General features: G+C 66.8%; 8 protein-coding genes and 1 pseudogene. 6 read left to right on the top strand and 3 right to left on the bottom strand.

Going from position 1 to position 13,527, the window contains the following annotated elements:
* Window positions 1-71: 71 nt before the first annotated feature.
* From ppc to ASC95_RS32605, 3 genes and pseudogenes are all read right to left on the bottom strand, one after another.
* Window positions 72-2,870, bottom strand: a complete 2,799-nt coding sequence (gene ppc / locus ASC95_RS23930) for a phosphoenolpyruvate carboxylase (RefSeq protein ID WP_057300163.1) — start codon at window positions 2,868-2,870, stop codon at window positions 72-74.
* Between the two features lie 90 nt (window positions 2,871-2,960).
* Window positions 2,961-3,383 carry a hypothetical protein gene (locus ASC95_RS32090; RefSeq protein WP_057300162.1) on the bottom strand — a complete coding sequence of 141 codons (423 nt, stop codon included), beginning with the start codon at window positions 3,381-3,383 and terminating at the stop codon, window positions 2,961-2,963.
* 199 nt (window positions 3,384-3,582) lie between these two features.
* Window positions 3,583-4,164 (bottom strand): annotated as a pseudogene (locus ASC95_RS32605) (cytochrome c peroxidase); the annotation flags it as partial.
* A 134-nt stretch (window positions 4,165-4,298) separates the two neighbouring features.
* Here ASC95_RS32605 and ASC95_RS32600 point away from each other — a divergent pair.
* From ASC95_RS32600 to ASC95_RS23890, 6 genes are all read left to right on the top strand, one after another.
* Window positions 4,299-5,801, top strand: coding sequence for an ATP-binding protein (locus ASC95_RS32600; protein ID WP_082568048.1), 1,503 nt, complete (start codon window positions 4,299-4,301; stop codon window positions 5,799-5,801).
* On the top strand, window positions 5,798-6,499 hold the full coding sequence (locus ASC95_RS23910; RefSeq protein WP_057300159.1) for a response regulator: 702 nt from the start codon (window positions 5,798-5,800) through the stop codon (window positions 6,497-6,499). The genes ASC95_RS32600 and ASC95_RS23910 overlap by 4 nt, the downstream gene beginning before the upstream one ends.
* A gap of 521 nt (window positions 6,500-7,020) precedes the next feature.
* Complete coding sequence (locus ASC95_RS23905; protein ID WP_082568047.1) at window positions 7,021-10,101, top strand: TonB-dependent receptor; 3,081 nt, start codon at window positions 7,021-7,023, stop codon at window positions 10,099-10,101.
* Window positions 10,102-10,261: 160 nt separating this feature from the next.
* Window positions 10,262-11,824 (top strand): tryptophan halogenase family protein, encoded by a 1,563-nt coding sequence (locus tag ASC95_RS23900; protein ID WP_057300157.1) that lies wholly within the window; start codon window positions 10,262-10,264, stop codon window positions 11,822-11,824.
* Between the two features lie 16 nt (window positions 11,825-11,840).
* Window positions 11,841-12,536, top strand: coding sequence for a SapC family protein (locus tag ASC95_RS23895; RefSeq protein WP_057300156.1), 696 nt, complete (start codon window positions 11,841-11,843; stop codon window positions 12,534-12,536).
* Window positions 12,537-12,541: 5 nt separating this feature from the next.
* On the top strand, window positions 12,542-13,516 hold the full coding sequence (locus tag ASC95_RS23890) for a cupin-like domain-containing protein (protein ID WP_235538030.1): 975 nt from the start codon (window positions 12,542-12,544) through the stop codon (window positions 13,514-13,516).
* Window positions 13,517-13,527 lie beyond the last annotated feature (11 nt).

Here is a 13,527-nt window from a genome sequence, read left to right as displayed (position 1 = left end):
GCCATTGTTCGTGGGATCGACGGGGCCTGGGTGTCCGGGGGAACCCGGTCGAAGGGGTCAGGGCGTGCGCTTTAACCGGTATTGCGCAGCCCCGCGGCGATGCCGTTGATGGACAGGTGGATGCCGCGCTGCACGCGCTCCATGGCCGGATCGTCCGCCTGGGTGCGGCGGTAGCGACGCATCAGCTCGACCTGCAGGTGGTTGAGCGGATCGATGTAGGGAAAGCGGTGCTCGATGGAGCGGGCCAGCGACGGGTTGGCCGCCAGGCGCTTGTCGTCGCCGGTGATGAGGCTCAGCGCCTCTTGCGTGCGCTCGAACTCGGCGCGGATGGCTGCAAAGATGCGCTTGCCGAGCTTCTTGTCCTCGACGAGTTCGACGTAGCGCTCGGCCAGGGCCAGGTCGGTCTTGGCCAGCACCATGTCGAGGTTGGACAGCAGCGCGCGGAAGAAGGGCCAGCCCTTGAGCATGCGCTTGAGCAGGGCCAGGTTCTTGGCGCGCTGTGCAGGCTCTTCGCCAAGGAAGGCCTCGACGCCGGAGCCGAAGCCGCACCAGCCGGGCAGGGCGACGCGGGCCTGGCCCCAGGAGAAGCCCCAGGGGATGGCGCGCAGGTCTTCGATGGCGCGCGTGGCCTTGCGCGAGGCCGGGCGTGAGCCGATGTTCAGCTCGGCGATCTCGCGGATGGGCGTGCTGGCGAAGAAGTAGTCGGCAAAGCCGGGCGTGTCGTAGACGAGACCGCGGTAGGCGTCGAAGCTTGCGTCCGACAGCGCCTGTGCAGCCTGCAAAAAGCCCTTGGGTGCACTTTGCGTCGGATGCAGCAGCGTGGCCTCCAGCGTGGCGGCCACCAGCGTTTCCAGGTTGCGCCGGCCGATCTCCGGGTGGGCGTACTTGGAGGCGATGACTTCGCCCTGTTCGGTCAGGCGGATCTGGCCGTTCACGGTGCCGGGGGGCTGGGCCAGGATGGCCTGATAGCTCGGGCCGCCGCCGCGGCCGACGGTGCCGCCACGCCCGTGGAAGAGGCGTAGCGTGATGGGGCCGACGCGCTTCAATTCGTCGAACAGCTCGACCAGCGCGATCTCGGCTCGATAGAGCTCCCAGGACGATGTGAACATGCCGCCGTCCTTGTTGCTGTCCGAGTAGCCCAGCATGATGTCCTGCTCGCCGCCCGACCGGTCCACCAGGCCGCGCACGCCGGGCAGGGCGTAGAACTCGCGCATGATGTCCGGCGCGATGCGCAGGTCGCCGATGGTTTCGAACAGCGGCACGATGATGAGGTCGCTGACGGCGTACTCGGCCAGCACGCCGCGCAGCAGGCCCGTTTCCTTCAGCAGCAGGGCCACTTCCAGCAGGTCGCTCACCGACTCGGTGTGCGAAATGATGTAGTGGCGCAGCGCCTCACGGCCGAAGCGGGCCAGGGCCTCGCGGGCGGCCTCGAAGGTAGCAAGTTCGAACAGCGCTTTGTCGGTGTAGCTGGCGCCGATGACGCGCAGCGGACGGGCGTCGTTGAGCAGCTTCAGCAGCAGCTCGCGCTTGGCGGCTTCATCCAGCGCCGAGTAGTCACTCTCGATGCGGGCCACGGCCAGCAGCTCGGCCAGCACCAGCTCGTGCTGGTCGCTGCTCTGGCGCAGGTCCAGCGTGGCGAGGTGGAACCCGAACACCTGCACGGCGCGGACCAGCGGGCTCAACCGCGGTGCGATCAGCGCTTCGGCATGGTGGCTCTTCAGCGAGGCCTCGATGATGCGCAGGTCGGCCAGCAGCTCATCGGGTGTGCGATAGGGGTCTTGCGGCGCGACGGCATGGCGCAACGCCTCGGTGCCGGTCAGCGCATGCAGGGTGGCGGCCAGGCGGGCATACATGCCCGTCAGCGCACGGCGGTAAGGCTCATCCATGCGATGAACGTTCTGGTCGGGGCTGCGCTCGGCGAGCTTCTGCATGTCGGCAGAAACGCCTGTCAGGTGTAGCGAGATGGATAGCTCCGCGCCCAACTCGTGCAGCTCGGTCAGGTAGTGGCGCAGCGCCACCTCACTCTGGCGCTGCATGGCGCGCTTGAGCGTCACGGCGCCGACGTTGGGGTTGCCGTCGCGGTCGCCGCCGATCCAGTTGCCCATGCGCAGGAAGCTGGGCAGTTGCTCGCCGGGCAGGTGCTCCTCCAGCTCGGCATAGAGCTTGGGAATCTGGCGCAGGAAGGTGGACTGGTAGTAGGACAGCGCGTTCTCGATCTCGTCGGCCACCGTCAGCTTGGAGTAGCGCAGCATGCGGGTCTGCCAGAGCTGGGTGATGCGGGCGCGCAGCAGGCCCTCGGTGTCGCGCAGCTCACGCTCGGTGCCCGCGCGGTCACGTGCCTCCAGCAGGCCGGCCACGGCGCGCTCGGCGTCCAGGATGCTCTTGCGCTGCACCTCGGTCGGATGCGCCGTCAGCACCGGCGAGATGAAGCCGCGCTTGAGCACCTCGGCGATCTCGTTCGGGCGGATACCGGCCTCGTGCAGGTGCTCCAGGCAATAGACCAGCGAACCAGGCTGCAAGCTGCCAGCGCGCTCGTGCACGTCGCGGCGGCGGATGTGATGGCGGTCCTCGGCGATGTTGGCCAGGTGCGAGAAATAGCTGAAGGCGCGGATGACGCTGACGGCCTGCTCGCCGGACAGGCTCTTGAGCAGCTTGTCGAAGCGCTTGCCGGCTTCCTTGTCGTGCTTGTGGCGGTAGGCCACCGACAGCTGGCGGATGCGCTCGACCAGCTCGTAGGCCTCGCGGCCTTCCTGCTCACGGATGACGTCGCCGAGGATGCGGCCGAGCAGCCGGATGTCGGCCACCAGGGGTTCGTTCTTGTCGGCCTTCTTGTCGAAGTCTTGGCGGGCAGGAGCGGCTCGTGAGCGCATGGCGGGTCGTCCGAGAAGGAATTGCTATAGGAGAAGTAACAGAGTTACTTCTGCTCGACTCTAGCAGTTTCTTCTGCGGAACGAACCCCTTCACTGCGCTGCCGGCGCTGTCGTGAAGCCGTCGCTGAGCGTGCGCAGGAAGGCAACGACGTCGCTCACGTCCTGGACGGTCAAGGCCGGCGGCTGGCCGGCGCGCCGGAAGGGTGCACCTTGGTGGACATTGCCGCGGTAGAGGGCGGGCAGGTCGTTGTAGGCCTGGACCTGGCCGTTGACGGTCGGGTACCAGCGCGCCGGGTCGAGATCGCGCGTGGCGTAGAAGGCGACGACGTCTTCGAGCGTGGCGAAGCGGGCGTTGTGGAAGTACGGCGCCGTCAAGGCGACGTTGCGCAGCGTCGGGGTGCGGAACATGCCGCAGAGATCGTCTCGGCCGGCGAGGTCGCTGCGCTGCGGGCCGCACAGGCCGAGGTCGAAGAAGGCAGGATCGGCCGTCGCTTTGCTTTGGTTGCGCGGCACGCCCAGGGCGTGATAGCTGAAGTTGGTGAAGAGGGCGCGGTTCAGGCCTGCTTGATTGGGTGCGGGCCCTGGCGCAGTTGCCGCGCTGTGGGTCGTTGAACAGATTGAGGCCGCGCTGCTCCTGGGCGGTGAAGGTGGCGCGGCCGTCCTGCACCGCGTCGAACTTGCTGGTGAACGGGTGGAACTTGGCGTCGTCGGCCTGGTAGCGGGCGAGTGCGATGACGGCAGCGTCCACGAGCTGCGCATCGGTCGCGGCGGCCGGCAGGTCGGCTGCGGCGCGCAGATCGGCTGCATAGGGCAGGGCGCGCAACCGGGTCGCCAGCGCGGCGACGTCAGCATTGGCCATCTCGTCGGCATTGAACAGCGGCCCGCGCGCCTGCTCGCTGCGGTTGCCTGCACGGCCATCCCAGAACAACCCGCCGCGCGGCCGGCCTTGGGCATCAAACCCAAAAGTGGCAGCCTGGTCGAGATAGCGGGCGCTGGGCGAGCTGCGCAGGCCCTGGTGGGTGCCGTCAATGCCACCCAGCGGAAGGAAGCTGCCGGACGCGTCCGCATGGCCGCGCGCCTCGACGTGGCAGCTGGCGCAAGCCAGTTTGCCACTGGCCGAGAGGCTGATGTCCTCGAACAACCGGTCGCCGACCTGGGCGAGCGTCGGCGCAGGAAACGGCGCTGGCAAGGGCGTGCGGGGCGGGCGCTGGGCGGCGGCATCGGCGCTGGCGTCGTCGGCAACTGCCGTCGCAGCTGTGCCGCCGCCGCAGCCGACGAGCAGGCACAGCAGCATGGCCGGAAGCAGGATTTGGCGGGGGAGCATGGCAGTCTCCTTTGTTTGCACGCCGCGAGCTTCCCGGCCGAGCGTGGGCCCAGCATGGAGAAACTGTGGAGGCCGGCTCCACAGTTGCCCGGCAAGATGCGCGCATGCGTCTCGTCCACCAGTTGTCTCTGCTTCTCATCACCATCGCGTTGGCCGCTGTCGCCGCCGTGGCCGGTCTCGTGGTGTGGAATCTGCGAGTCGGCTTCAGCGACTATCTGCAGGCTCAGGACGGCGAGCACCTGACGCGACTGATGGAAGCCGCCGAGCGCGACCTGGCCCGGCGCGGCGGGGCGCCGCAGGACTGGCGTCCGGCGTTGCGTGACTGGCTGGACGCCGTGCGCGTGTCGGCGGCGCGTGGCGGCCCCGCCGAGGGGCCACCGCCGGGCGGCCGGCCCGATGATCCGCCGCCACCGGAGCGCGGCGAGCCCGAGGGCCGTCGCCCGCCGCCTGACCCGCGCCGCGACCCACCACCGCCGCGCCGCGATCCTTCCAATTTCGGCCCACGTGTCGTTGTGCTGGCTGCCGATGGCATCACCCTGCTGGCAGGCCGCCGCGAGACGCTGGGCCGCCCCGGCCAGACCCGCGCCATCAAGCTCGATGGTCAGACGCTGGCCGTGCTGCGCCTGGCGGAACGTGCAGGGCCGGCCGAAGGGGTGGACGCCAGTTTCCTGCAACGCCAGTACATCGGGCTGGCCGCAGTGGCCGGCGGCGTCCTTGCCATCGCGCTGGTGCTGGCACGGCTGCTCGCCGTGCGCTGGGCGCGGCCATTGGCCGAGGCCCAGGTTGCGGCACGGCGGATCGCGGCGGGCGAGTTCGACGTGCGCCTGCCCGCGCCCCGCGATGGCGGCGGCGCCAGCGAGATCACAGGCCTGCACGCGGACATCAACGGCATGGCCGAGGCGCTGCAGCGACTGGAGAGCAGCCGCCAGCGCTGGATCGCCGAGCTGTCCCACGAGTTGCGCACGCCGCTGGCCGTGCTGCGTGGCGAGGTCGAGGCGCTGGTGGACGGCATACGGCCGCTGGACAGCACGGCGCTTACCTCGCTGCAGGAAGAGATCAAGCGCCTTTCCCGCCTGGTTGAAGACTTCCATCTGCTGGCCACCTCCGAGCTGCGGTCCCTGCCTTGCGAGTTCGAGCCCGTGGCGCCGGTTGCGCTGCTGCAGGCGGCCCTTGAGCGCATCGCGCCGCGTGCCAGGGCGCGGGGCTTGGTCATCGAGGCCACCCTGCCGCAGGTGCTGCCGGCCGCGTACTGGGATGCAGTGCGAATCTCTCAACTGCTGGCCAATCTGCTTGAGAACAGCCTGCGCTACACCGAGGCGCCCGGCCTGTTGCAGGTGTCCGCGCGCTCGCTGGGCACTGCCATCGAGGTGCGCATCGAAGACACACCGCCCGGCGTGGCGGAGGCCGAGCTGGACCGTCTGTTCGACCCGCTCTACCGCGTCGACCCCTCGCGCAGTCGAGCCTTTGGCGGCTCTGGCCTGGGTCTGGCCATTGCTCGCGCCATCGCGCTGGCCCATGGCGGCGGCCTGCACGCCGAGGCCTCGGCCCTGGGCGGCCTGGCCATGGTGCTGACCTTGCCGCTCAAACCCGCGGTAAATAGCCTATGAGCGATCTCATCCTGATCGTCGAGGACGAGCCCAAGCTGGCGGCCCTGGTGCGCGACTATCTGCAGGCCGCAGGCTACCGCAGCGAATGGCTGGCCGATGGCCGCCAAGCGTTGGAGAGGCTGAAGAGCGGGCACAACACGTCCAACCAACCGGCGGCGGTGCTGCTGGACGTCATGCTGCCCGGGCTGGACGGCCTGGAGGTCTGCCGCGCCGTGCGCATGTTCAGCGACGTGCCCATCCTCATCAACAGCGCCCGTGTCGAGGAACTGGACCGGCTGCTTGGCCTGGAACTGGGCGCGGACGACTACGTCTGCAAGCCCTTCAGCCCGCGCGAACTCGTTGCCCGCGTGAAGGCCCTGCTGCGCCGCGCCCAGGGACGGCTGGCGCCGGCCACACTGGTGCCGGCAGGCGGCGGCTTTGCAGTGGATGAGGCGGGCCAGCGCATTGTCTGGCGAGAGCAGGTGCTGTCGCTGACGCCGGTGGAGTTCCGCCTGTTGCGCCAGTTGCTGCAGCAGCCGGGGCGCGTTTTCGAGCGGTCGCAGCTGCTGGACCTCATCCACGAGGACTTCCGGGATGTGTCGGACCGGGTTGTCGACAGCCACATCAAGAACATCCGCCGCAAGCTGGCGGCGCTGGAGCCGGCCCAGGAATGCATCGCTTCGGTGTATGGCGTGGGCTACCGGCTGGACCTGGCCTGAGCCCGCATTTTCCGCAGCGTTGCTTTTGGGCAACTCATCACGGCGCCGTACCTGCGCTGAAACCAGAGGCACTCCTCTGGTGCCCGAGTGACCCATCATGGGCTTTCTGTCCCCATTCCGGGAAAACCAGACTGCTCCTGCAATTGAATCCTCCGCCACATTGGGCTATCGTTGACAGCGTTGTCTATTTGAATTGACCCGCAGATCGATGTGCTCTCAGCAAGGATGCTGAGATCGCTACCAAAGCTCATCCCTATGGTTGCGCGCAAGCGCACGATTCGCTGTCCGGCCACCCCGGAAAGAGCTGCTTTCGCAGGTGTTGTTGATTGCGCACACGGCAAGATCAACTCGCGTAAACCCCAGGAGTCATGGGGAGGCCAAAACGTACAGTACGCAGGCGCCTGCAACGGGCACTCTCTTTTTTGAGGAGTGCTGGTAACGCTACCAAGCGCTGGGCATCAGTGGGCCATAGAGTCGTCATCCATCGGCGCTAGAGCCGCTTAAAGCAAGTAAGGAGACAAATGAAATACCGTCAGATTTCCAAAGTTCGGCGTGGTCCCGTGCGGGCCATCCGGCTCAAGCCCGTTGCGTGGGCCTCGTCGATCGCGTTGCTTACGGGTGCCGCGGCCGTGCATGCGCAGCAGGCTGGCGCTGCGGCACCTGCATCTGCAGCGTCGGCTGCTACCAACTCCCTGGAGACCGTGGTCATCACGGGTATTCGCCGGTCCCTTGACAGCGCTGTCACCCTGAAGCGCGATTCACGCGGCTTGGTCGATGGCATCGTGGCCGAAGACATCGGCAAGTTCCCGGACACCAACCTGGCCGAGTCGATGCAGCGCATCGCTGGCGTGTCCATCGACCGGAACATGAGCGGTGAAGGCTCGCAAGTCACCGTTCGCGGCGTCGGCCCGCAGTTCAACATGGTGCTGCTGAACGGCCGGCAGATGCCGACCTCCAATGGTGCCGGCCGCGCCTTCGACTTTGCCAACCTGTCCTCCGACGCAGTTTCAGCGCTGGAGGTGTACAAGACCGCTCGTGCCTCGTCGCCGACGGGCGGTATCGGCGCCACCATCAACGTCAAGACGGCCCGCCCGCTGGATGTGCGCGAAACCATCGCCAGCATCGGCATCAAGGCCAACTATGACGAGTCGATCGGCCGCTTGCCGGGCGAGATTGCGGGCTCGAAGGTCACGCCAGAAATCTCCGGCATCTACAGCACGTCCTTCGGGGACCGCACGCTCGGCATCTCGATCAGCGGCAACTATTCGAAGCGCAACTCGGGCTCCAACAACGCGTTCACCGGCAACGGCTGGCAAACACAGCCCATTACCAACGGTACCAAAGACACGGCGTATGACGGCGTTCCGGCCAGCAACCTGGTCAATTTCCCGACCAGCGGTTACGTCACGCACACGAATGACGTGCGTTACCGCGTGACCGATCTGGAGCGCGAGCGCTGGAACGGTCAGGCCGTCCTGCAGTTCGCCCCGACGAAGGAAGTGAAGTTCACGCTGGACCACACGATTGCCATCAACGCGACCAAGCAGAACGCCATTGAGAACTCCTCCTGGTTCGGCCCCTCGTACTCGGGCCCGTTGAATGGCCAGCCGCCCACGACGTTCACCGCGACAGGCAAGGTCTACGACCCGATCATCCAGACGGCCACCTGGGACGGCACGCACGACTACGCGATGTACGTTGCCCAGCAGGCAGTCAAGACCAAGCTGAACTCCACCGGTTTCAACGCGGCATGGAAGGTCAGCGAGAAGCTGAACATCGATCTCGACGCTCACCATTCGACGTCCCGGACCAATCCGGACAGCCCCTACGGCGACACCAACGTCATTGACCTGGCAATGTTCAACCAGGGCAACACGACGATGTACTACGACCAGAAGTTCCCGGTCATGCAGTCGCCCGGCTTGAAGTACGACTCCAGCAAGACCACCGTCACGGGATCGCAGTTCACCAACAACATTTCCTATCAGGACGTCGACCAGGTCCAGGCCAGCGGCACCTACAAGCTCAGCGCCGACGACAAGCTGCTCGCTGGCCTCGGTTTCACCAAGCTGAAGAATCGTTCCGCCGGCTCGAACAACTTCCACGGCGACTGGGGTGGCATCGGCCCGCAAGGCTCGTTCAAGGACATGACCGTCGCCCAGTACAACATCGCCAGCTTCTACGGCCGGATTCCTGGCAGCGGCGACTCACGCCAGTTCCCGACGTTCTTCGTGCCGAACTTCGACCAACTGCGTGCGCAGGCCGTCAAGAACGCGCAGTCGTATCGTCCGACGTCGCTCCCGGCGGGCAATCCGCTCAGCGCGGCAGAGGCAGATGCCTACTTCAAGCCGTATACGGACTTCACCAACGGCAACGATTGGCGCACCACCGAGAAGTCGACCGCGGCCTACGGTCAGTGGGACCACTCCTTCGACACCGTGATCCCGATGAACCTGTCGGTCGGTCTGCGCTATGAGCAGACGAAGATCACGTCCTCGTCACAAGTCACCTCCTACAACGCCACCACCTGGTATGCGGAAAACGAGGTGAGGCTCGATGGCGCAACCACGACCTTCGGTACCAAGGACGGCAAGTACAGCTATTGGCTGCCCAGCATCGACTGGGATGCCGACCTGACGTCCGATATCAAGGTGCGCGCGAGCTACGGTGTCAACATCGGTCGCCCGAACTTCGGCGACATGCTGGGCGGTGTCGCTCTGAACGCGAACTCTGGCCGCTACAACATCCACGGCGCCGGTTCGACCGGTGACCCGGCACTGAAGCCGCTGAAGTCCAAGAACTTGGACCTGTCTGCCGAGTACTACTACGCCAAGTCATCGTATGTGGCAGCCGGCGCCTTCTACAAGAAGGTGTCCGACTTCTTCACCACGAAAACGGTTCAGCAAACGTTCGCCGGCCTGAACCAGCCTGCCAGTGGCACGTATTTCGACGCTGCCCGGGCGTCGGGTATTCCTGCTGACAGTCCCAAGCTGCTGCGCAACTACATCTTCCAGCACTACAACGGCCAGCCGGGCGTCACGGTCACCGATGCCAGCGACCCGACCTTCCTGAAGGGCAACATTGCGGGCACGGTCCCCGGCGCCCAGCCGCTGATCTTCGACATCACGACGCCGTCCAATGCCGGTGGCGACAACATCAAGGGCCTGGAGTTCAACTTCCAGCACATGTTCAGCACCAGTGGCTTCGGCGTCTCGGGCAACTACACGCTGGTCCGCAGTGGCCTGAAGTACCGCAACGACGCGTCAAGCACCGATGTGCAGTCCCCTCTGGTGGGTGTCAGCGATTCCGCCAACGTGGTGGGCTTCTACGAAAACGACCAGTGGTCGATTCGTGCCGCCTACAACTGGCGCGATTCGTTCCTCTTGGGTAACGACAACGGCAACAACCCGCGGTACACCGAGGCCTATGGTCAGGTGGACGCGTCCATCGGCTACAAGATTGGCAAGAACCTGACCCTGCAGGCCGACTTGCTGAACTTGAACGATGGCTACATCCGCACCCATGGCCGCAGCAAGAACGAGATCATCTCCGCCATCCAGACGGGCCGCCGTTACCTGGTCGGTGCTCGCTATCGCTTCTGAGCGATGAGCACCGCCGCCCGGTAAACGCCCCTCGGGGCCGTTCGCCGGGCGACCCAAATTGGCCGAGGCGGGCGCGCAACGCCCACCTCGGCCAAATTTCCTTTCAGAATTCCTCGGCCTTTGCGGCGTGCCCGGCACCCGCACGGCCATACTTTGCGGAATGAGTTCCGAGGTGACGACAGCCGTTCGACGTATCGTGGTGCTGGGGGGAGGCTCGGCCGGTTGGTTGACGGCGGCGACCCTGGCGGCGGAACTGGGCGGTGACGGCCCCGACGCGCTGCAGATCACGCTCATCGAATCCCCCGACGTGCCCTCCATCGGCGTGGGCGAAGGCACCTGGCCGACGATGCGCGCCACGCTGCACCGCATCGGCCTCAGCGAGGTCGATCTCATCCGCGAGTGCGATGCCGCCTTCAAGCAGGGCTCACGCTTCGACGGCTGGCTGCATGGCGGCGACGGCGACCGCTACTACCACCCCTTCACGCTGCCGCATGGCTGGGGCGACGTCGAACTTGCCGGCGCCTGGCTGCAGGGTGGACGCGAGCAGCCGTTCGCAGAAAGCGTGGGTGGGCAGCCGCCGGTGTGCGACGCCCACCTGGCGCCCAAGCAGACGACGACGCCGGACTTCGGTGGCGTCATGAATTACGGCTACCACTTCGATGCCGTCAAGCTTGGGCACCTGCTGCAGCGGCACGCGACGACGAAGCTGGGCGTGCGCCACGTCGTCGATCACTTCACGACGGTGCGCTCGCACGAGAACGGCGACATCGCCGCGCTGACGACCCGCGGGCACGGCGACATCGAGGGCGACCTCTTCATCGACTGCTCGGGCCTGGCCAGCCTGTTGCTGGGCCAGCATTACGGCGTTGGCCTGCGCTCCGAGAAGGGCGTGCTCTTCAACGACAGGGCGCTGGCCGTGCAGGTACCACATGCCGATGCGCAGGTGCCGCTGGCCTCCGCCACCGTCTCCACCGCGCATGCCGAAGGCTGGACCTGGGACATTGCCCTGCCGACTCGGCGTGGCGTCGGCCTCGTCTATTCCAGCAGCCACACCGACGATGCGGCAGCCGAGCGCGCGTTGCTGGGCCATCTGCAACGCAAAGGTCTGTCGCTGGGCGACATGGCGCCGCGACGGCTGGGCTTCAGCCCCGGCTATCGCGAGCAGTTCTGGCACCGCAACTGCGTCGCCGTGGGCTTGTCAGCCGGCTTCATCGAGCCGCTGGAGGCGTCGGCGCTGGCGCTGGTCGAGCTGTCGGCTGCCTTCATCCGCGACGAGATGCCCGCTGGCCGCGCCGACATGGCGCTGGTGGCCAAGCGCTTCAACGAGGCCTTCGCCTACCGCTGGTCGCGCATCATCGACTTCCTTAAGCTGCACTATGTGCTGAGCCGCCGCGATGACGCCGACTACTGGCGCGAGCACCGCGCACCTGCCACGCAGCCGGATTCGCTGCGCGAACTGCTGCAGCTGTGGCGCCACCGCGCGCCGTCGCGCAACGATTTCTACCGCGTCGAGGAGGTCTTCCCCGCCGCGAGCTACCAATACGTCCTTTACGGCATGCAGTTCGAGCCCGAGGCGCGCGCGTTGCGTGCGGACAGGCTGGCCGCCGCCCAGGCCTGCATGAAAGACGTGGCGACAATCACCCGGCGGTTGCTGGGCGGCCTGCCCCGCCACCGCGATCTCATCCAACACATCCGCGAGCACGGCATGCCGCCGGCCGCTTGATTTCCAGAGCCCACCCATGCCGCAACTGCTCAACAACATCCAGCACAAGGATCTGCGCGTCATCACCCAGCGCGGCGCGAAGTGGGGGGACGACATCATGTCGGCGCCTGTCACGGTGGACGAGTTCCGCAAGCTCCAGGCGCATTACCCCATCGTCTTCCAGCCCGATGGCAAGGGCGGCTTCGTGCCGGCGGCGCTGTTCGGCCTGCAGGAGGGCGAGAACCTGTTCCTGAACGAGCAGGGCTGGGAGGCCGACTACCTGCCGCTGTCCGTGCAGCGCCTGCCGTTCTCCATCGGCGTCGCCGATGACGAGCTCCGCATGATGGTCGACATGGACAGCAAGCGCATCAGCCACGGCGCGGAGGGCGAGGCCGTCTTCCTGCCGCACGGCGGCACGACCGACTTCATCGAGAACGCCAACGCCGTGCTGCACACGCTGCACGAGGGTCTGCAGTCGACGACCGATTTCGTGCAGACGCTGATGCAGCACGAGCTGCTGGAGTCCTTCGTGCTCGACGTCGAGCGCCCGGACGGCTCGCGCGGCCAGCTGGTGGGCTTCTACATCCTCCACGAGGAGCGCCTGGCCGCGCTGGACTCGGGCACCGTGGGCCTGCTGCACCAGGCCGACTATCTGCAGCCCATCTACATGGCCATCGCCTCGCTCTCCAACTTCACGGCGCTGATCAAGCGCCACCTGGCCCGCGAGGTCTGAGGCCCGTGAGCGCCGCGGCCCCCGGGTTCATCCCCGCCGATGTGCTGCAGTCCACCGAGCCGGTGCTGTTGCGCGGCCTGGTGCGGCACTGGCCGCTGGTGCAGGCGGCACAGCGTTCCGACGCGGCCTTCTGCGACTACCTGCGCGGCTTCGGTGCCGACGCGCGCCTGAGCCTGTGGCGCGGCGCACCGGAGATCGTCGGGCGCTTCTTCTACAACGCCGACTTCACCGGCTTCAACTTCCGGCACGAGACCCACACCTTCGGCGCGCTGCTGGACGAGCTGCTGGCCGGCACGCCGGACGCCCTCTACCTTGGCTCTACCGGCATCGACCACTGCTTCCCCGGCCTGCGCCCGCCCAACGACCTGCCTGCCCTGGCGCCCTTCAACCCGCATGCGAGCATCTGGCTGGGCAACCGCATGCAGGTGGCCGTGCATTTCGACCTGCCCGACAACATCGCCTGCGCCGTCGCCGGTCGGCGCCGCTTCACGCTGTTTCCGCCAGATCAGGTCGCCAACCTCTACATCGGCCCGCTGGACCTGACGCCCGCCGGCCAGCCCATCAGCCTCGTGGACCATGCGCGGCCCGACCTCGAACGCTTTCCGCGCTACGCCGAGGCGCTCAAGCATGTGCAGGTCTTCGAGCTGCTGCCGGGCGACGCACTCTTCATCCCCAGCCAGTGGTGGCACGGCGTCGAGTCGCTGGAACCCATCAGCGGCCTCGTCAACTTCTGGTGGCGCCAGTCGCCCGCTTTCATGGACACGCCGCTGAACACGCTGCTGATGGCGCTGCTGTCGCTGCGCGACCTGCCGCCGGCCCAGCGCGATGCCTGGCGCGTGCTGTTCGACCACTACGTCTTCGATGCCGATGAACAGACGGCTGCTCACATCCCATCCGACGCGCGCGGCATCCTCGCGCCGATGACCGACGACAGCGCCCGCCAGCTGCGCGGCATGCTGTTGAATCGACTCAAACGATAAGGCTCATCCCA

It is taken from the genome of Pelomonas sp. Root1217 (genome assembly GCF_001425705.1).
Lineage (GTDB): Bacteria > Pseudomonadota > Gammaproteobacteria > Burkholderiales > Burkholderiaceae_C > Pelomonas.
This window is presented reverse-complemented; position numbering and strand designations above follow the sequence as displayed.

What these genes read in the sequence shown, in the direction of transcription:
- ASC95_RS23895 (WP_057300156.1), top strand. Translation starts at nt 11,841, where the DNA reads ATGCCGCAACTGCTCAACAACATCCAGCACAAGGATCTGCGCGTCATC.
- ASC95_RS32600 (WP_082568048.1), top strand. Translation starts at nt 4,299, where the DNA reads ATGCGTCTCGTCCACCAGTTGTCTCTGCTTCTCATCACCATCGCGTTG.
- ASC95_RS23900 (WP_057300157.1), top strand. Translation starts at nt 10,262, where the DNA reads ATGAGTTCCGAGGTGACGACAGCCGTTCGACGTATCGTGGTGCTGGGG.
- ASC95_RS23905 (WP_082568047.1), top strand. Translation starts at nt 7,021, where the DNA reads ATGAAATACCGTCAGATTTCCAAAGTTCGGCGTGGTCCCGTGCGGGCC.
- ASC95_RS23910 (WP_057300159.1), top strand. Translation starts at nt 5,798, where the DNA reads ATGAGCGATCTCATCCTGATCGTCGAGGACGAGCCCAAGCTGGCGGCC.
- ppc (WP_057300163.1), bottom strand. Translation starts at nt 2,870, where the DNA reads ATGCGCTCACGAGCCGCTCCTGCCCGCCAAGACTTCGACAAGAAGGCC.